General features: G+C 49.2%; 11 protein-coding genes and 1 tRNA gene. 8 read left to right on the top strand and 4 right to left on the bottom strand.

From position 1 onward, the window contains the following. Positions 1-147 precede the first annotated feature (147 nt). Together lptF and lptG are read left to right on the top strand one after the other, a co-directional pair. On the top strand, positions 148-1248 hold the full coding sequence (gene lptF / locus A936_RS19375; RefSeq protein WP_008460795.1) for an LPS export ABC transporter permease LptF: 1101 nt from the start codon (positions 148-150) through the stop codon (positions 1246-1248). Continuing rightward, complete coding sequence (gene lptG / locus A936_RS19380) at positions 1249-2328, top strand: LPS export ABC transporter permease LptG (RefSeq protein WP_008460797.1); 1080 nt, start codon at positions 1249-1251, stop codon at positions 2326-2328. A gap of 125 nt (positions 2329-2453) precedes the next feature. On the opposite strand, the gene A936_RS19385 is transcribed toward lptG, so the two are convergent. Together A936_RS19385 and A936_RS19390 are read right to left on the bottom strand one after the other, a co-directional pair. Next, on the bottom strand, positions 2454-3683 hold the full coding sequence (locus tag A936_RS19385) for an amino acid permease (RefSeq protein ID WP_008460798.1): 1230 nt from the start codon (positions 3681-3683) through the stop codon (positions 2454-2456). 229 nt (positions 3684-3912) lie between these two features. Next, entirely contained in the window at positions 3913-5415 is a 1503-nt protein-coding gene (locus A936_RS19390) for a helicase HerA-like C-terminal domain-containing protein (RefSeq protein ID WP_008460801.1), read from the bottom strand. 136 nt (positions 5416-5551) lie between these two features. Between A936_RS19390 and A936_RS19395 the strand changes: the two genes are divergently transcribed. Next, a complete protein-coding gene (locus A936_RS19395; RefSeq protein WP_008460803.1) occupies positions 5552-7192 on the top strand; it encodes a dihydroxyacetone kinase subunit DhaK in 1641 nt (546 codons plus the stop codon). A 32-nt stretch (positions 7193-7224) separates the two neighbouring features. On the opposite strand, the gene ahr is transcribed toward A936_RS19395, so the two are convergent. Further along, positions 7225-8244 (bottom strand): NADPH-dependent aldehyde reductase Ahr, encoded by a 1020-nt coding sequence (ahr, locus tag A936_RS19400; protein WP_008460805.1) that lies wholly within the window; start codon positions 8242-8244, stop codon positions 7225-7227. 80 nt (positions 8245-8324) lie between these two features. After that, positions 8325-9377 (bottom strand): Gfo/Idh/MocA family protein, encoded by a 1053-nt coding sequence (locus A936_RS19405; RefSeq protein ID WP_008460808.1) that lies wholly within the window; start codon positions 9375-9377, stop codon positions 8325-8327. A gap of 206 nt (positions 9378-9583) precedes the next feature. Here A936_RS19405 and A936_RS19410 point away from each other — a divergent pair. From A936_RS19410 to A936_RS19430, 5 genes are all read left to right on the top strand, one after another. Then, positions 9584-9668, top strand: a tRNA-Leu gene (locus A936_RS19410). Between the two features lie 186 nt (positions 9669-9854). Then, entirely contained in the window at positions 9855-11111 is a 1257-nt protein-coding gene (locus tag A936_RS19415; RefSeq protein WP_008460810.1) for a tyrosine-type recombinase/integrase, read from the top strand. 309 nt (positions 11112-11420) lie between these two features. Beyond that, positions 11421-13337, top strand: a complete 1917-nt coding sequence (locus tag A936_RS19420; RefSeq protein WP_192810983.1) for a DEAD/DEAH box helicase family protein — start codon at positions 11421-11423, stop codon at positions 13335-13337. Further along, positions 13334-14887, top strand: a complete 1554-nt coding sequence (locus tag A936_RS19425) for a hypothetical protein (protein WP_008460812.1) — start codon at positions 13334-13336, stop codon at positions 14885-14887. Before A936_RS19420 ends, A936_RS19425 begins: the two co-directional genes overlap by 4 nt. Beyond that, a complete protein-coding gene (locus tag A936_RS19430; RefSeq protein ID WP_008460813.1) occupies positions 14881-20298 on the top strand; it encodes an FtsK/SpoIIIE domain-containing protein in 5418 nt (1805 codons plus the stop codon). The genes A936_RS19425 and A936_RS19430 overlap by 7 nt, the downstream gene beginning before the upstream one ends. The last annotated feature ends 3 nt before the right edge of the window (positions 20299-20301 follow it).

Here is a 20301-nt window from a genome sequence, read left to right on the forward strand (position 1 = left end):
TGTGTCTGAACATCGTCCCGTAATGCGAGTTCGCCGGGCTATCTAATCTTAGCGATGTTTTCGACGATTAAAGAGAATAAATGACGTATAAGCGATGAAACAAGCGATTTTCCTGCAAAAAGACTCGTTTCTACAGGCGTATTTAATGTGATTATCATAAAGTATCTGGTTCGGGAGACGCTTAAGAGCCAACTGGCGATCCTTTTCATCCTGCTGCTGATTTTCTTTGCTCAGAAGCTGGTTAGGATCCTCGGTGCTGCGGCCGACGGCGAAATCCCGACAAATCTGGTTTTATCTTTGCTGGGTTTAGGTGTGCCTGAAATGGCGCAGCTAATCCTTCCCCTGAGCCTTTTCCTCGGCTTACTGATGACGCTCGGCCGCTTGTACACCGAGAGTGAAATCACGGTAATGCATGCCTGCGGTCTGAGTAAAGCAGTACTGGTCAAAGCCGCGATGGTTCTCGCACTCTTCACCGGAATTGTGGCCACCGTAAACGTGATGTGGCTGAACCCGTGGTCCGCTCGTCACCAGGACGAAGTGCTGGCTGAAGCCAGAGCGAACCCTGGTGTGGCTGCCCTGGCGCAAGGGCAGTTCCAGGTGGCGACCAACGGCAGCGCGGTGCTGTTTATCGAAAGCGTGCAGGGCAAAACATTCAACGATGTTTTCCTTGTTCAGGTGCGTCCGAAGGGCAATACACGTCCTTCCGTGGTGGTCGCGGACTCTGGCCAAATCTTCCAGCGCCCGGACGGCACGCAGATTGTTAAGCTGAATACCGGCACGCGCTTTGAAGGAACCTCAACGCTGCGCGATTTCCGTATTACAGATTTTAAAGACTACCAGGCCGTGGTGGGCCATCAGGCGGTGATGCTTGATCCCTCCGATATCAGCCAAATGAGCATGACCGAATTGTGGAAGAATCCGGAGCCTTCTGCGCGAGCCGAGCTCCACTGGCGCCTGACGCTCATCATGTCGGTGGTGATTATGGCGCTGATGGTAGTCCCGCTGAGCGTGGTGAACCCGCGTCAGGGGCGGGTGCTGTCGATGCTTCCAGCCATGCTGCTCTATCTGGTCTTCTTCCTGCTGCAAAGCTCTTTGCGTTCCAGCGGGTCAAAGGAAAAGCTGGACCCGATGATTTGGATGTGGGCGGTCAACCTGGCGTACCTGGCGCTGGCCGTTGCCCTGAACCTGTGGGATACGGTACCGATGCGCAAAGTGCGTGCCCGCTTTAGCTATAAAGGAGCGGCTTAAATGTTTGGCGTACTTGACCGTTACATCGGTAAAACCATCTTAAACACCATCATGATGACGCTGTTTATGCTGGTGTCGCTGTCGGGAATCATTAAGTTCGTTGACCAGTTGAAAAAAACGGGCCAGGGTTCTTATTCCGCAGCGGGTGCGGGGATGTACACCCTGCTCAGCGTGCCAAAAGATGTTCAGATCTTCTTCCCGATGGCCGCGTTATTAGGCGCGCTGCTGGGGCTGGGAATGCTAGCTCAGCGCAGTGAGCTGGTGGTGATGCAGGCGTCCGGCTTTACGCGTATGCAAATCGCTTCCTCGGTAATGAAAACCGCGATTCCGCTGGTTCTGCTGACAATGGCAATCGGCGAGTGGGTTGCCCCGCAGGGCGATCAAATGGCGCGTAATTACCGTGCGCAAATGCTGCTTGGCGGCTCATTGCTGTCCACAACCAACTCCATTTGGGCGAAAGACGGCCATGACTTCGTATATATCGATCACGTCAACAGCGAGACAGAAATTGCCGGCATCATGATTTACCACTTCAACGGTGAGCGCCGCCTGCTTTCGGTTCGCAATGCCGCGGCGGCGAAGTATGACGCTGAGCATAAAGTCTGGCGTCTGTCGCAGGTTGACGAGTCAAATCTTTCCGATCCAAAGCAGATTACCGGGTCGCAAACCGTGAGCGGGGAATGGAAAACCAACCTGACGCCCGACAAGCTTGGCGTGGTTGCGCTTGATCCTGACTCGCTGTCGATCAGTGGGCTTTATGATTACATCAAGTACCTGAAAACCAGCGGCCAGGACTCCCGACGCTACCAGTTGAATATGTGGAGCAAGATTTTCGCCCCGGTCTCGGTGGCGGTAATGATGCTAATGGCGCTGTCGTTCATCTTTGGCCCGCTGCGTAGCGTGCCGATGGGCGTACGAGTGGTGACGGGGATAAGCTTCGGTTTTATTTTCTACGTGTTGGATCAGGTGTTTGGCCCGCTAACGCTGGTGTACAACATTCCGCCGATTCTGGGGGCGCTGCTGCCTAGCGTGACCTTCCTGCTGATCAGCCTCTGGATGCTGACGAAAAGAGCGGGATAAGTTTACCCTCACCCTATCCCTCTCCCTAAAAGGGAGAGGGGATCTCACTGATACTCTTCTGTGTTTCTTGCCTTTTAGTGTTTCTTTCCCCCTCTCCCTTTGGGAGAGGGCCGGGGTGAGGGAAATCAGTGAATAAACATCACCGACACACACAAGATCCCGATAATCAGCGTCAACAGATTCGCCAGCGAACGCCACGGCTTAAGCGCGGGCACGAGATATGTCGACAGCGTTGGCATAATGAATAAAATCAGTGCGATAAGTGGCCCGCTGATGGCGTAAATCATCGCCAGCGCATTCGGGTTGATGTAACACACCACGAAGGTCAGCAGCGAAATCAGGGTAATAGACAGCGCCCGGCAGAAGGCCCGGCTTCGGTTCATACCTGCCGCGCCCAGCGTGGACTTAACAATCGCCGTCGCCCCTTCAATCACCCCGAAATAGGTGCCCAGGAACGACTTGGACATCGCCACTATCGCAACGATAAAGCCTGAAATACCCAGCCAGGCCGGCGTACCCGGCACCATCGACAGCGCCGACAGGATGGTCAGGCCCTGAGCCTTCGCGGCGGTAATATCCTGAGCCGGAATAGACAGGAAGCAGCTAAACACGAAGAACAGCACGCTGCAGCAAATCACAAAATAGGCGACGCGCATGATTTTCTTACTGTTATTCATCGCGCCTTCGCCGTGGCTTTCGCGCTGCGCTACGGCAAAAGTAGAAATAATGGGCGTGTGGCTGAAGGCGAAGACCATCACCGGAATCGACATCCAGATCTCACCCAGCGCGTGGCGGTCGAGGACTAATCCCTCGGTCAGCAAAGACGTCTGCCAGCTGCTGGTCAAATAGAGGGATAAAAACAGGAAGTAGGCAATCAGCGGGAAAACCAGGAACCCCATCACTTTGATGGTCACCTGCCGCCCCATCAGGAAGATCAGGTTCAGCGCCGCGACAACGCCAAGGCTAACCAGCACTCTGATTGTGGTCGTAATCGGCCCGTGTTTGGCTAACTGCTCGATGAGCGAATTGGTAATCGCAACGGCATAAATCAGGATCACCACAAAGAACGCGACGAAGTAGAGCCCGGTGATCAGGTTGCCGATTGTTTTGCCGTAGTAGTGGGTCACGGCGCTGGTGATGCCGCCGCTGCCTGGAGTTTTTGCCGACAGGATAAACTGGCAGAGCGCCCGGTGCGGCCAGTAGGTCAGCGGGTAGGCGATCAAGGCCGTAAGAAGCAGAACGATGGCGCCGGCTGAGCCGAGCTGAATAGGGAGAAAAAGGGTTCCTGCGCCAACGGCAGTACCATATAAGGCGAAACTCCACAAAGTTTCTTCTTTTGTCCAGAATTTGCGCATTATTTAATCTTTTCTTCTGACTGATTTCCAAAAACCGGCGTAATCTAGCACAAAACTGACCTGGTGAGTCATGTGGTTGTTATTGCAGAGGTTATTACCCTCACCCCGGCCCTCTCCCTGGAAGGGAGAGGGGGAAAGAAAGAAGCACTGGCTCAATTGAACGGGCAGAAAGAGAAAGATCCCCTCTCCCTTGAGGGAGAGGGTTAGGGTGAGGGGGAAATCGCAGAGCCTACCGCTTACGCCCCCCCATAATGCTGCCCAGTACGCCGCGAATAATCTGGTTCGTTACCTGCCTGGCCGCACTCTTTGCCATCGTCTGCACCACGCCATCGCGCTTGCCGCCTCGTGGCCCGGTGCTGCCGAACAGAATATCCTTCAACCCGCCGAGAATTCCGTCGTCCACCGCCACGCCCTGACCTTTGGCCGGTGGCGCGTCCTGCTGCTCTCCCGCGGCCTGCACGCCTTTTTGAAGGATCTCGTAGGCCGATTCCCGGTCAATCACTTCGTCATATTTGCCGTACAGCGGGGAGTGATTCAGCAGGCCGTTACGCTCGTCGTCCGTCACCGGACCCATGCGCGAACAAGGGGCGATCACCATCGCGCGCTCGACCACAGTCGGGCTGCCTTTGGCGTCGAGGAAGGAGATTAGCGCCTCGCCGGTGCCCAGTTCCTGAATAGCCTTTTCGGTATCGAAAGCCGGATTCGCCCGCATGGTTTGCGCCGCCGCTTTTACCGCCTTCTGATCTTTGGGCGTAAAGGCACGCAGGGCGTGCTGGACGCGGTTACCCAACTGGCCAAGCACAATGTCGGGCACATCGGCAGGGTTTTGCGTCACGAAGTACACGCCGACGCCTTTGGAGCGGATCAGCCTGATCACCTGCTCGATTTTATCCAGCAGAACCTGCGGGGCGTCGTTAAACAGCAAGTGCGCCTCGTCGAAGAAGAACACCAGTTTCGGTTTATCGAGATCGCCCGCTTCCGGCAACTGCTCATAAAGCTCGGACAGCATCCACAGCAGGCTGGCGGCGTACAGCTTCGGCATCTGGTAGAGCTTTTCCGCCGACAGAATATTGATGATCCCTTTGCCGTTTGCGTCGGTACGCATCCAGTCTTTGATATCCAGCATCGGCTCGCCGAAGAAATACTCCGCGCCCTGCTGCTCCAGAGAAAGCAGCCCGCGCTGAATGGCCCCGACGGAAGCGCTGCTGATATTGCCGTACTGCGTCTGGAAGGCTTTGGCGTTATCACCGATGTACTGAGTCAGGGCGCGCAGGTCTTTAAAGTCCAGCAGCGGCAGGCCCTGGTCGTCCGAAATGCGGAAGATGATCTGCAGCACGCCGCTTTGCACATCATTCAGGTTCAGCAGCCGTGCCAGCAGCAAAGGCCCGAGATCGCAGACGGTGGCGCGAACAGGATGCCCTTTCTCGCCGAAGATATCCCACAGCACCACCGGATTGCCGTGCGGCGACCAGTCCGTCACGCCGATATTGGCAAGCCTGGCGAGGAGCTTCTCAGACTCGGCACCTTCTTCGGCCACGCCGGTTAAATCTCCCTTCACGTCGGCCATAAACACCGGCACACCAATCTCTGAGAAGGACTCAGCCAGCTTCTGCAGCGTCACGGTTTTGCCCGTCCCGGTTGCCCCGGTGATCAACCCGTGGCGGTTCGCCATGTTGGGCAGAATATGCAGTTCAGTCTCTTTGGTTCTGGCAATCAGCAGTGGTTCAGTCATGAGCGTTTCCCTGTGGCAACATTTGTCTAAAGCATAGCTTTCCGCACGAATTGAGCATCAGGATCTTCCCATGTTTACCCCCTCGGCCCGGCAAAGGTCTATGCTTGGCAGATCTCTTACACAACCAGGGAAAGCTATGTCCAGATTCTTTTATAACGATCGCAAGCAGTTGGTTAACGATGCCATCGAAGGCGTCATTGTCAGTTCCCGCTACCGCAACCTTGTGCGGCTGGATATCGACCCGGCCATCCGCGTGGTGGCCCGCAGCGACTGGGACAAAAGCAAAGTGGCGATCATTTCCGGCGGCGGCTCCGGCCACGAACCCGCACATGTGGGCTTCGTCGGCAAAGGTATGCTTACCGCGGCGGTGTGCGGCGACCTGTTTGCCTCCCCGAGCGTGGATGCGGTGCTGAACGCCATTGTCGGCGTCACCGGGGATCGCGGCTGCCTGCTGATCGTCAAAAACTACACCGGCGACAGGCTGAACTTCGGCCTGGCCGCCGAGAAAGCAAAAAAGCACGGGCTGAAGGTCGAGATGGTGATCGTCGGCGACGATATTTCGCTGCCGGATAACAAACAGCCGCGCGGCATCGCTGGCACAGCGCTGGTGCACAAAATTGCGGGCTATGCCGCAGAGCAGGGCAAATCTCTCGGCGACGTGCGGGACATCGCGCAAAAGGCCTGCGACAGCATTGCCAGCATGGGCGTGGCGATGCAAACCTGTAACCTGCCGGGAAGCGAGGAAGAAGAAGGGCGCATTAAAGGCGGCCACGTTGAGCTTGGGTTGGGCATTCACGGAGAGCCGGGTGCCAGCACCGTGGATACCCAAAACAGCAAAGAAGTGATTGCCACGCTGGTGAAGCACCTGCGCAAAGCGACAGGCAAAGAGAGCGACCTGGCGGTGCTGATCAACAATCTCGGCGGCGTTTCCTCGCTAGAAATGGCGCTCCTGACCAAAGAGCTGATGCATTCGGATCTCGGTTCGCAGATCAAATATCTGATCGGCCCCGCGCCGCTGGTCAGCGCCCTGGACATGAAAGGCTTCTCGCTCTCCGCCATCAAGCTGAGCCCGGACTTTATTCAGGCGCTTGAATCTGACGTGGAAACCGCAGGCTGGCAGCCGATGGTGAAATACCACCCGATGCCGGAGCAGAAGCAGGCGGTTATCCGCGAAGACCACGCGATAAAACCTTCCGCTAACGACGAGGTGAAAGCCCTGTTAGCAAGCGTGACCCAAACGCTGATCGCCCAGGAGAACCACCTTAACGCGCTGGACGCCAAAGTGGGCGACGGTGACACCGGCTCTACCTTTGCCGAAGGTGCGCGCGACATCGCCAACCTGAACGACAAAGGCAAGCTGCCGCTGAACGATACCGCCGCGCTGCTGGGCCTTGTAGGTGAACGACTGGCAACCGTGATGGGCGGTTCCAGCGGGGTGCTGATGTCGATCTTCTTCACCGCCGCCGGGCAAAAAGTCAGTGAGAAGCAGCCGCTGGCGGAGTCCCTGCTGTTTGGCCTGGCGCAGATGAAGCGCTACGGTGGCGCGGATCTGGGCGACAGAACGTTAATCGACGCCCTGCAGCCGGCGCTCGAAGCGTTAAGGAATAAAGACCTGAAAGCCGCCGCGAAGGCAGCAGAGAAGGGCGCGGCCGACACGGCGAAGATGCAAAAAGCCAACGCCGGACGTTCGTCCTATGTGAACAGCGACAACCTCGATGGGGTGAAAGATCCGGGGGCGGTCGCCGTGGCGGCGGTATTTGCCGGGCTGGTGAAGTGACTAAAAAGGCTCCCGAGGGAGCCTTTTTTACATCAGAAATCCGCTTTCAACACCACGCGGTAGCGGGCTTTGCCGTCGCGCACGTGCTGGATGGCTTCGTTGATTTTCGACATCGGGTACAACTCGATCTGCGGCTGAACCTTCGCCCGGCTGACCAGCTTCATCAGCGAACGCAGCTCGTGCGGAGAGCCGGTTGCCGACCCGGAGAGGCTGCGGTCGCCGCCGATCAGCGTGCCGGAGCGGATCTGGAACGGCTTCATCACCGCCCCCACGGTGTGGAACGTGCCGCTGTAGGCCAGCGCTTCGAAATAGGGCTGCCACTCGAGATCAACGCTGACGGTGTTGATGATCAGATCAAATTGACCCGCCAGCGCGGTTAACGCGGCCGGATCGCGGCTGTTCACCACTTTATCTGCACCCATCGCCAGCACTTCTTCTTTTTTGGACGGGTTAGAGCTGAACGCCGTCACCTCGCAGCCCATGGCGTGCAGCAGTTTGATGGCTATATGCCCGAGGCCACCGATGCCGATCACGCCCACGCGGCTGGTGGCGGTGATGTGGTGCATCAACAGCGGTTTAAACACTGTGATGCCGCCGCACAGCAGCGGCCCAGCGGATTCGATATCAATAGAATCCGGCAGCGGGATTACCCATTGCCAGTCCGCGCGAATTTTGTCGGCGAAGCCGCCGTGGTTTACGATGGTCGGGACGCTGCCTTCCTGGCAGTTTATCTGGCTGCCGCTGATACACGCATCGCAGTGGCCACAGCTTCTGGCCGTCCAGCCGATGCCGACGCGTTGACCGACTTTGAGTCCTTTGTTCTGTGCCGCTGACCCCAGCGCGTGCACGCGGCCAATCACCTCATGCCCGGCAACCAGCGGATACTGCGAGAACCCCCATTCGTTGTCGATCATCGACAAATCCGAATGGCAGATACCGCAGTACTCGACTTTTACCTCGACATCTTCCGGCAGCAGATCGCCCGCGTCGAAATCCTGAAGCGCCAGCTCCGCACCGGCCTTCGGCGCGGCATAACTTTTGATAACAGACATCGCTCTTCCTCCATATTGGCTCTGCAACCAGTTTAGAACATTGGGGGGAGGAGCGACCTGGTGGAATGTGCCCAGGAGGGTTAAAGCTTTACCCAGCCGCCGCCCTGTTCCGCCGAAGCGTAGAGCGCGGCGATGATCTGCTGCACGACATAACCCTGTTCGGCATCGGCCACCATGGCTGCTTCGCCCTGAACGTGGCGGACAAAGCTCTCCATGGCGCGGAAATGACGACGGTCGTCGGCGGCCTCCCTGTGCTGGAGCGTTTCCAGCTTGCCGTCGCGGTCGTGGTAAATATGGGCCGGGAACAGCCTGGCACCGGCGCGTTCACCGCAGAATTCAACGTTCATTTGCGAGGTTTCTTCCACGTTGAGAATAAAAGAGGTGTCCAGCCGCAGAATGCCGCCGCCCTCGAACTCGATCACGCCGAACAGCGCGTCTTCCACCGTATAAAGCGACGGATCCCACTCGCCAAACTGCCCGCTGTTTTTCGTGTTGCCCAGCCTACGGAAGCTGTGGGCCATCACCCGCGTTACTTTGGGGAAGCCGAGCACATAAAGCGCGGTGTCTAGCATATGAATGCCGAGATCGATCAGCGGGCCGCCGCCCTGCGAATCCTTGCTGATGAAATTCCCCCACGACGGCACGCCGCTGCGGCGCAGCGCTTTGGCCGTGGTGACATAGACATCCCCCAGCGCCCCGGCCTGAACCTGCTCGCGCAGCAGAGCGCTGTCCAGCGCAAATCGATGGTGGAAATTGTAGGCCAGCACCCGGTTCGCCTTTTTCGCCGCTTGCCGCATCTCATCTGCCTGCGCCACCGTCATCGCAGGAGGTTTCTCGCAGAGCACATGACAACCCGCCTCCAGCGCCTGCATCACGTGCTCATAGTGCAGAATATTGGGCGAGCAAACGCTGACGATCTCCGGCTTCGCCTCACGTAGCATCTGCCCGACATCGTCATACGCCGCGGGGACATTTAACTTATCCGCAAATGCCTGAGTACGCGCCAGATCGCGCCCGCAGGCCGCCACCAAAGCCAAAGAAGGATTAGTCGCATAGTAAGCCGCATGCACGTTCTCGGCGATCTGCCCTGGCCCGATGATGGCGACTCGCATGGGGGGAGTGGGATTGGACATGGGGGCTCCATTGTGTGGCCATGCTGAAAGCAAATCACATCGCAAACGAGCGGGAATGTAAACCGTAGAGTTGTTCATGGATGGGGAAATGAGGAAAACGGCAGGTCGCTGAAAAATTCAGCACTTAACGCCACTTAAGCACAGCGCTGCTTGCAAGGCCGCCAGCGACAGGTATAATCCACAACGTTTCCGCATACCCCTTCAGTGCCGAAGTGGCGAAATCGGTAGACGCAGTTGATTCAAAATCAACCGTAGAAATACGTGCCGGTTCGAGTCCGGCCTTCGGCACCATCGGAACATCAATAGACGTCAACGGACGTCTTTTTTTGTGCCTGAAATCCAGCATTTATCCATCATTCCCGCTATATTAACTCTCTTAAGGTCAACCGACTTCAACGTACATCTACCAACAGATGTTGGTACAGATGATGGTATTTCCGGTTCGATAATGCTTGTACCAACAGGGAGGGGATAAGCATGGCGTTAACAGATATCAAGGTTAGAACAGCCAAACCAACGGATAAGCAATATAAGCTGACCGATGGCAGCGGTATGCACCTTCTTGTCCATCCAAATGGTTCTAAGTACTGGCGTTTGCAATATCGCTTTGGCGGAAAGCAAAAGATGCTGGCACTGGGAGTCTATCCTGATGTGTCACTTGCTGGTGCAAGGGTTCGCCGTGATGACGCTCGTAAGCTGTTAGCAAACAGCATTGATCCGGGAGACAAAAAGAAAAATGATAAGGTTGAACAGGAAGAAGCACGTACTTTCGAACAACTTGCTATTGAGTGGCATGCCACAAATAAAAAGTGGTCGGAAGAACATAGCCGACGCGTGCTTAAAAGCCTGGAGGACAACCTCTTTCCAGCCATAGGTAAGCGTAATATTGTCGAATTAAAAACGCGCGACCTTTTAGCGCCTATCAAAGCTGTTGAGTTGTCTGGGCGTCTTGAGGTGGCTTCCCGTCTACAGCAGCGCACCACCGCAATTATGCGCTATGCGGTACAGAGTGGGTTGCTTGATTATAACCCGGCACAGGAGATGGCCGGTGCTGTTGCTTCAAGTAACCGGCAGCATCGACCAGCATTAGAGTTGAAGCGTACTCCTGAACTCCTTCAGCGCATTGACAGTTATACCGGTAGGCCTTTGACTCGTCTTGCTGTTGAGCTCACGCTCTTGGTATTCATTCGTTCAAGTGAACTACGCTTTGCCCGTTGGTCTGAGATCGATTTTGAAACATCAATGTGGACAATACCTGCAGAGCGCGAAGCTATTGAAGGAGTAAAGCATTCCCAGCGTGGTTCAAAAATGCGTACGCCTCATCTGGTACCGCTTTCTCATCAAGCGTTAGCAATCCTTAAACAGGTACACAAACTTAGTGGCGATCGCGATTTTGTTTTCATTGGCGATCACGACCATCGCAAACCGATGAGTGAAAACACGGTGAACAAGGCGCTGCGTGTTATGGGTTATGACACGAAGGTAGAGGTTTGTGGGCATGGTTTCAGGACAATGGCCTGTAGTTCATTGATTGAGTCTGGATTGTGGTCGAGGGATGCAGTGGAGCGGCAAATGAGCCATATGGAACGTAACTCAGTACGCGCAGCTTACATTCATAAGGCCGAACATATTGATGAGCGGCGACTGATGCTGCAGTGGTGGGCTGATTTTCTTGATGCGAATCGTGAGAAGGCGGTGAGCCCATTTGATCTTGCAAAGCGGCTCTATAAATGACGTATAGCTTCCCATATGCCACTTAGTGTAACTAGCTATTTTTAAGGAATAAATGCTGCATCAGTTTAGTGCACTGGTATTGGAATATGGGGTTGTTTGGTGCTAGCCTTGCTCAATCACTGCTCACTAAAAGATCATACTAACATTGGGCTTTGGCTAGCAGCATTTCGTGGAATTAATTGGCAAACTTAGAGCCTTCCAGCATCATCCCTATGGTTGAATGTCGTTATCTGACTGATATTTATATATTAATTTAAGGTCTGGCGACGTCCTCAAGGGCTCGGATAACTATAGATTGCAAGGTGAATAATGAGCAGCCTATCAGAATCGGCAAATGAGCAAGGAATAAATTTATCTTCTCAGCCCAACAGTTCTTGGGTACGTTTTCTTCGAAGTTATGGACCAACATCTAATAATCTTACAATGTTTGATGAATATGTCGTCGGGGCGTTAGGGCGAGCTAAAGTTCATCCAATAGAATTGTCGACACCATTGCTTGATAAAATGGTTGAGCACATCGAGTCTAAGGTTCCCGGTTCAATTTTGATAGCAGGAACTGCTGGTGATGGAAAAACATATCATTGCCGCGCTCTATGGGTAAAATTTGGTGGATCCATAAAAGATTGGTCAACAAAGGGTAATATCAAGGAACTTCCGCTTGCTGACGGGCGTTTAGCTGTTTTCATAAAAGATCTATCTGAATTCAACGGAGAGGAAAGTGATCTTCCTTTGCTGCGTCTCGAACGATCAGTGCTAGAAGGCGATGATTCAGAGATCATTATTCTTGCCGCCAATCACGGTCAATTGCTTGATCGATTAAGGGATATTGGTCGAAGGCAGGGCCGAAAGCATCCTTTACGCAAACCATTACAAGAGCAGTTCTTACAGGCAGGTCCTGCGCCTAACAGACTAGCAGTATTTGATCTAAGTAGGCTAACAAACCGTGAGACTTTAGATGAAGCGATTAGAACAATAGCTGAGCACTCTGAATGGGAAAAGTGCAAGCATTGTTCGTTAAAGTCTGACGGGAAAGTTTGCCCAATTGACGAAAATCGTAGACGGCTACTTGGCGAATTTGACAGTGGTCAACTTGCTTTACGTCTTGCCGATTTAATAGAAATTGCTCGCCTGAATGGATTACACATTCCTACACGGGATATTCTTGCCCTATGCTCAAATATGATCTTAGGGTATTCCGATGCTAAAGTCGTTAGAGAAAACTTAATGACTTGTGCTGATGTCGTGAGTATTCAAGACCGAGGAGAGTTGGTTAAAGCTAGCATCTATACAAATGCTTTTGGTGCCAATCTTCCAAAACGCAGAGCCGCTGGGCGTCCTATATTTAAAGCAATGGCTAGTTTTGGCGCTGGTGAAGAAACGAGTAATGCGATTGATGGGCTTCTGGTTTATGGCAACGATGATTCTCGCTTGCAAGTTGATTTTGACCGTTTGATAGGAAAAGATCCAATATACGGGGCAAGTGTTACCTATTATTCTAGCCAGAGTTCATATTTAGAAGGTGATGAAAGTGTTCGGCTAGATGGCGGTGCTTCTGAATTTTTAGAATTACTTGAGACACAGCGTCGAAGGTTATTTTTTACGTTGCCAGATGATGAATTAAATTATCCATATTGGTCCATGACTGTTTTTCGTTTCGCTGGAGATTATTTAGCTCTTATTGAATCGCTTAAAGCCAAAAAAATAATCAGTGATTTAGTTAAAGGGCGAATTGTTAAAGGGTTAAATAGGGTCATTACCGGGTTATTATTGGAGAACACCGACAAGATTTTTGTTGCAAGCTCTGGCGGATTTACCCAATCAAGAGTTAGCGTTCTTTGCGATTACGAGATACCATCTCGTAAGCAAGCTGGTGTAGGTTTGAGTATCAAACTTAATGAAGAAACTGGCCGTCCATTTTTGGAAATTTCTTTTGCTCCGGGACAATCAAATTGCGTGAGTTTTGATTTAACTCCTATCCGCCACGAGTTTCTCTCTCGTATCTCGGAAGGGGCACTACCAGCTAGTTTTTCCAACGAATGCCTTGAAGATCTTTTGGCTTTTAAGGCTAAATTGTTAAGAAAAGCACAAATGGTTTGCAAAACCTTGGCTGATTATGATGATGAAGAATTTGGAACAGAGGATTCTGCTATGACTCTGAACTTTATTGATATTGAACCTGGTGGATGCGGGTTCGTTCGTCCTATGACAGTAAGGTGGGTTGAATGAGTTCAATTATAAAACGCCCAGAAATAAAGCACGTTGATTTTTGCGTGGATGAAAATATTTGGGGACACCGTCTCTATGATGAGCAACTTCCACATTTGACTATTTTAGAGTTTTTGGGACTGCTTGGAGCTAACCTGGAGCGCCCCCTACTTCCTCATGATGAATTAGGGGGGACAATTCGCTTCCGTCCTCAACGGCAAATTCGTTTACGTAGCCTACTATTTAATAATCCATACATTGAGTCTATCGCATATAGTTCTTTATCTGATGAAGAAAAATGGGATTCATGGTTCCAAAAATTTACTGAAGGAGCTATGGGTAAAGGGGATGATGAGGTTACTTATCTAAAGCAAGCGTTCTCAAGCTTCAATGATTTTGCCAAAGCGATTGAGCTTTTACGTTCTTCATCTTTCGAATCTCGCAGCAATAAACGTTGGAGTTCGAAATTCGCCTTTCCATTTGGACCTGATGCTCTTTATGAAGATTTAAATTTTGATGCTCATGGTAATGCGAGTAATGATCGGCGTTTTTTTGCACGTACAGGGGAGCTGCTCTATTTAATGCTTACCCGTGCCGAAAGGGGAAGAGAACTAGGGCAGGTTTTGACCACTAAACTTTTTGACCGTTCATCTACAATGAATCGTCTTGTTAAAGCTTTGCAGGGAGAGACTCAGCTTGCCGATGACTCTCGCTTAGGTGGTTATCTTCCAGAATCTAAGAATCCTCGATTTGATCAAATTTGTGATGACTGGCTTGCGGTTTTGAATAAAGATATTCCAATTTATGATGCACTTGAACATTTAATTCTTATAACCGGCTTAAATATGCTTATCTATTTGCTAGAACGCTCTAAGTGCTATGTAAAAGATGATAAACCGGTAGAGATTGTATGTGAAATAGTTTCTAGAGAACGTACTAAAGTTAGGGCGTTATCTGGTGATAGTTATCAATATAATCAAGGGTTGCCCGCCAAAGCGGTACGTGCTTACGTTGAGTCTATTCGTTTAGATCCTCGATGGGATAAATCAAGTGATATGGATTTTCCTGATTCAGAACGAGTGAAGTTAATGCGGGAATGGTTCCAATGGCCTCCTTCGGAAGGTGAAGGTGATATTGATTTTGCAGGCAAGAATCCAGATGACTTAATTTCTGAATTAGCCACCTTATCACTTACTCGGCATGAACGTCATACTGGAAAGATACATTCAACTTGGGCTAGGGCAATCGGGTTGAGTTCTCGCCGGCTGTCTCGGCGCACACGCTATGCTCCAAACGATCGTTTGCTCAAATCTCTTGTTGTTACAATCGTTGAAGATAGAATGCAATTTGATGAATTTTTATCCGAAGCTAACCGTCGATATGGATTAGTTTTTGGTGATGTTGAAGGGGATTATTTAGTGGCCGAAAAATTTGTTGACCAAGAGGAACTCAGTGAAAACCGAGACAACCTTGAGGCTCGACTTGTAGGTTTAGGGCTAGTACGCAGACTCTCTGATTCTTGCTCATTTGTGGAAAATCCATTTGCAGTAAGGGAAAACATCAAATGTTAACCGAACGAATTATTGGACGTGTCGGCGCGGATATCCTTGCCAAGCGTATTAAAAATCCAGCTGATGATGCGGTTGCACTATTCAGGTTAGATAAGCTTTCATCTAGTCAAATTGCAGCGGTTGCAAGAGAAATCTTAGCTGACAATGATTTATTTTCTCAGGTTGATCTTCGTATCCCGGAGATTTTAGCTCATGGGGAAGGGCTTCCTGAGAATATCCTTATTCAGCACAATGCAGGTTTTGTGCGTAATAATGCGGAAACAAGTAAAGCGGCAATACTAACAGCCAATGGTAATGAGCATAATTTATCCGATACCTTAGGGCATGTAATGGCAATCGGAGCCAAGGAAATGCGAGCCGATGCTAAACCTTGGGTTGATGCTGTATTACATTCAGCAGGGATATCGATTGTAAAAGAAGACCAAGCTATTTTTCAGGCGGCTCTGGCTGGTTTACTAGGTTCGTATGAGCTTTCTTTAACACAGCTAGGTAAGTTTTGTTCTGAAATTGCAAGTGCTATCTCAGCCCATGGATTAGCCATTAGAGATGCGATCGGTTTTTCTCTACCGAAAGTGGGCCTACCTAGGGATACTGCTTATTTTTCAAATAGTAAGACTTACTCAACATCACGTAACCCTTGGTATAAGGCTTTTTCTAAGCTATTTCTCCAAAGAGCTCCACTACTTAAAAAATTAAAACAGAATGGTCAGCCAGTTGATTTGGATGATTTGCGAGAACGGTTTCATGAACATATGGAAACGTTTTCTGATGAGGTTCGTCAGGCGTTAGAAAAATTCATTGAATCGCCAGCAGGAGATAATTCTGCAGTGACAGAACTTTTGATTTTTGAATGGGAAAAAGATGGTGTTTATTTAGTTTTTGATAAACCTAAAGAGAAGCTACTTGGATTATCAGATGCAACAATTGAATTTTTCGATCACGATTGTGAACCTGAGAATTCATTAAGTGAAGATAGTCGAAGGTTATTAGAAGAGTTAAAGGTTCGTGAACGACGAGCTGATTTCACCGAAGATGATGAAGATTTTTTTATTAAGCATCGTCGACTATTAGAACAAGATGTAAAATTATGTTCTCGCTGGGAAAAGGCACTCTATGGAAAGCCTATTGAGTGTCATGATTTTTTTGATGGATTTGCTCGTGCTGTTCATAATCTTTATGCCGGGGTAAGAGAATCTGGCAGTCCATGTTTTTTACGCTTTACAGTTAATAAGGGACGTAAAGAGTGGCGAGAACGTTTCAATTATGATGCAGGCAGTTTTTTTTCCTCTATGTATAGAGGGATTAAGGAGCTCATGGGCTCTAAAGTTGACTGGAAAGTTGAGCGGATGGGCAGCCTTAATTTACCTGATCCACTATTTGATTATGAATCTTTTTTTGCCAAAGAAAAAGAACATTACAATAACAAGAAGACTAAATTAAAATCTAACTCGTCCTTATCTAAAACAGCACTAAATATTAAATTTGATGTTGCACTTATTCGTAAAGAGAAGGGCGAAGAAATTATTCTAGCTAAGACACAACTTCTGTGGAGTTATAGACCGGCTTCGATTGGCCTGTCAATGGCAGGAGATATGCGCCGGTTACTGGAAAAAGGTGGTGTTGGGCGCACTGAAGTTTCTAGAAAGCTTGTCAGTAAAAAGGGAGGGGTACAAAGTGTATCACTCTTTGATACAGGTAGCCTGGAGGCAACTTATGCCCGTGATGCAGGTTCACTTGTCCCTCCTTCTAATAGGCTTCGTAGTCAACGAGCTGAAATCAAGAGACGCATTCAAGAGTTGGCCGATGTAGGACGCTTGAAACCAGAACAACGCGATGAGATTCGTATTGCCTGGGATAAATTTGAAGAGGATTACAACCAAGCTTTAGTGGAGTTTATTAATACAGGGCTTCATGGTGACGCTGTCATGCTGCAAGCTGAGTCATTTAGTGCTTTATTATCAACTCTACTGGTACATGCGCGTGGCGATATTTGTAGAGAGAAGTTAGTATCAGAAGTATTGGCAATAGGAACAGTAAAGGTAGTTGGTGATAATCCAGCATTAATCATTCCTCCTTGGCATCCTGAAAGAATGAAAGCATTAGCTGTTAAATCAAGGAGAATTACAGGCTTTGCTAAACATTTACTTTCTAGTAATAATATCTTATTTAGCGACCGTGAGATTTTTATGCGTGAGTTGTCAGATGAGATTGCTCACCCATTTTATCCCGAAATAGGTGTTCTTGATTGGGAAGGCCGCTCGATTTTGGTTTCGGAGAGTAGTACTGTTAATGGTTATAGTCTTCTGGAATCACCAACTCGCGGCATAGAAGATTCAATGACTAATGTTGATCCATCTTTAGCAGCGAAGCAGGCTCGTGAGCTATTGGAACGCTATGTTGGATTACAACCTCATGAAGCTTCAAACCTTAATGTTGTTCTATACAACTCTGATGCTGCTGAATTACCACTTGCTACTGTACGTGAAATATCTTCTATGCAGTCGCATGGAAAGCTTCAATGCAGTGTATCGATGCGCCACTCTAACCAAAGTAAGCTTCGTAGCGTTTACGGAGAGTTAGTCAATAAAGTTGATGATGCCCCTGATTTACCATTGGTTAGTGAAACCAGTGATAATTTTATATCCAAATTACGTATATCAGTTACGCCAAATTCAGCAACACCTTTAAAAAACCGTCAAGGCTTTAAGCCTTTCGACATAGCTTTTTTACACGATGTAGTATCCCGCTCAGCAAAACTTGATTGGGTTCGTGTAGAGTGGACTAATGAAAGAGCAAATTTAGAACATGCTCCTTCTCGTTGTTCTTACCGGAGTGTTTCTGGGGAAAATGAACTTAAGTCATCTGCATTTTTGACATGCCCGGAGCAGACATCTACAGGATGGACCTATGTCTCTGCTGTTTGGGCTGTTTGTCGTCAATCTGATGTTCTGGGCAACGAAAGACATCTACCTGTTCGCCTTATTTCTTTGCAAGATCCTGACTTGGCGGCAATGATGAAGGACGCTCATGATTTGGCCGAGTGGGTGGCAATATATGATGAACTTTTAGATAAACGTCAACTACAGTACAACGGTATAACTATTGTCCGCTATCGTCGAAGTTCTACCAATGGCCGTAATATTATTGTTAGTTCAACATCTGAGTTGCGTCTATTGAGTGTGCTGGTTCGTAGGCGTTTGGGAGAGCTTAATTTAAAAATTGAAGATGACGTACTTAAAAAAACCGCGGAAAGAGCAAAAATAGATGCCCTTTCTATTTCTGGAGATATCGTTTTAAGAGCAGCTAAACGAGGTATCTCCGCTGGCGAAATGCTCGGTTTAGTTTTCAGTCGTTATTTACTTGCAGAGGAGCTCAAACAATCGGCCAGTAATAACCAAACTCTAACAGCCTATTTCTTGCTTGACGATTATGCGCGCTGGTTGTCTCAACCCGAAAGCCGTATAGCCGATATAATGGCATTAACAGTTGTAGAGACGGATGACAAAATTTGCATATCTATTGTAATTGTTGAATCTAAATATGTTGGATTAGATGGTCTTGCTAAGGCCAGGCGAGATTCAAAAGAACAGCTACTTGCAACGCTTAATGTGTTCAGGGAAGCTCTCTTTGGAGACCCTGGTCGTTTAGATCGTGATATCTGGCTTTCTCGGTTGGCTAACATGCTTTTAGATGCAGAAATCCCACCGGGAATGACGGGGCTAATTGAACGGGCACGTATGAAATTACGTGAAGGTGATATTGAAATATCACTTCGAGGTTACTCACATGTCTATGTACATACATCCGATACAGGTACTAAATCTGAACAGGAACTTCTTGAAGAGCAAGAAGGCGTTAAGGCTTGGCAAATAATTTTTGCTCGCCCTGAATTACGTAAAATTGCGGAGTGCTATAGCAGGGGAGAAATTGATAGTGCTGTTGAGTTATGTGAAATAATGGGGGCTCTACTACCATGGGGAAATTATACATTCCAAAAACCTGCTCATAAAGTGGCTTGGCTTGATTCTTATGGAGAGTTTGTACCATCATCAATTGCTCCTGAGAGTGATTTTCCATCCTTAGCTAATGATAATGGTACTTTAAAACATAAAACAAAGACTCCGGCCCTTTCATGTTTAGAGAATAACACATCACCTTTAATTTCTCATGAAATAGAAATTACATCTTCGGAAAATATTAATATCTATGGAACAGAACTGTCGAAACTGATTACCTCTAAATATGCAGGTAAAATCCAAAGTGATACAGAGCGGGAAGCTTGGGGCCAAGAGGTGACTCAAAAGCTTAAAGTTGCTCTTAACAGCTACGGGTTTCAAGCTTCAGTTATAAATACTCGTTTGACGCCAAATGGTTGTTTAGTACGTTTGGCAGGTTCTGATCGTCTGCGTGTTGAGGACATCGAAAATAAACGTACTCAGCTTATGACTACCCATGCTATCAATCTAGTAACAGTTCAACCTAAGCCCGGTGAGATAGTAGTCACAATTGCAGGTGCTAAGAGGCAATCAGTCGCACTTTGGGAGCTATGGGCCCAGCGAGAGATTAATCGTAATACAGCAGGTATCAACACGTCATTTTTACTAGGTGTTCAAGAGGTTAATGGCGCTTTACTTTATCTGAATTTGGGATCCGAATTTGGAGGATTATCCTCACATGAACCGCATTCATTAGTCGCTGGTGCTACTGGCAGTGGTAAATCAGTTTTAATACAGTCTCTTTTGTTAGATATAGCTGCGACAAACTCAGCAAATCTTGCAAAAATTATCTTGATCGATCCAAAAATGGGAGTTGATTATGCACCATTAGCTGATCTCCCACATATGCGTGATGAAATAATAATTACTAAAGAGCGTTCAAAAGAAGTTTTAGCTGCTTTGGTTGAAGAGATGGAAGATCGCTATCGTGCTTTTGCCAGTGTTCGCGCAAGAGACCTTTCTACTTTTAACGGTAAGGTTTCATATGAAGAACAGTTACCGATGGTATTCTTGGTACATGACGAGTTTGCCGATTGGATGTTTGATGATGAATATAAATCTGCGGTGAGTGCCGCAGTACAGAGACTTGGTGTTAAAGCTCGTGCCGCAGGCATTCACTTAATTTTTGCGGCGCAACGTCCCGATAAGGACGTGATGCCGATGCAACTTAGAGAGAACTTGGGTAATCGATTAATTCTTAAAGTTGCAAGTGAAGCAACTTCGAAGATAGCATTGGATCGCTCTGGTGCAGAATTACTTTTAGGGAAAGGACATCTTGCGGCGAAATTGAGTGGGGAACATGGACTAGTATTTGCACAGGCCCCTTTTTTGTCGGACGAAGATATAATACAAGCAGTAGAAGCGATCCGAGCTGATTTTTCGACTGCTATGCATGCTGTGGAGCTGATTCAATGATCA

It is taken from the genome of Enterobacter sp. Ag1 (assembly GCA_000277545.1).
Lineage (GTDB): Bacteria > Pseudomonadota > Gammaproteobacteria > Enterobacterales > Enterobacteriaceae > Cedecea.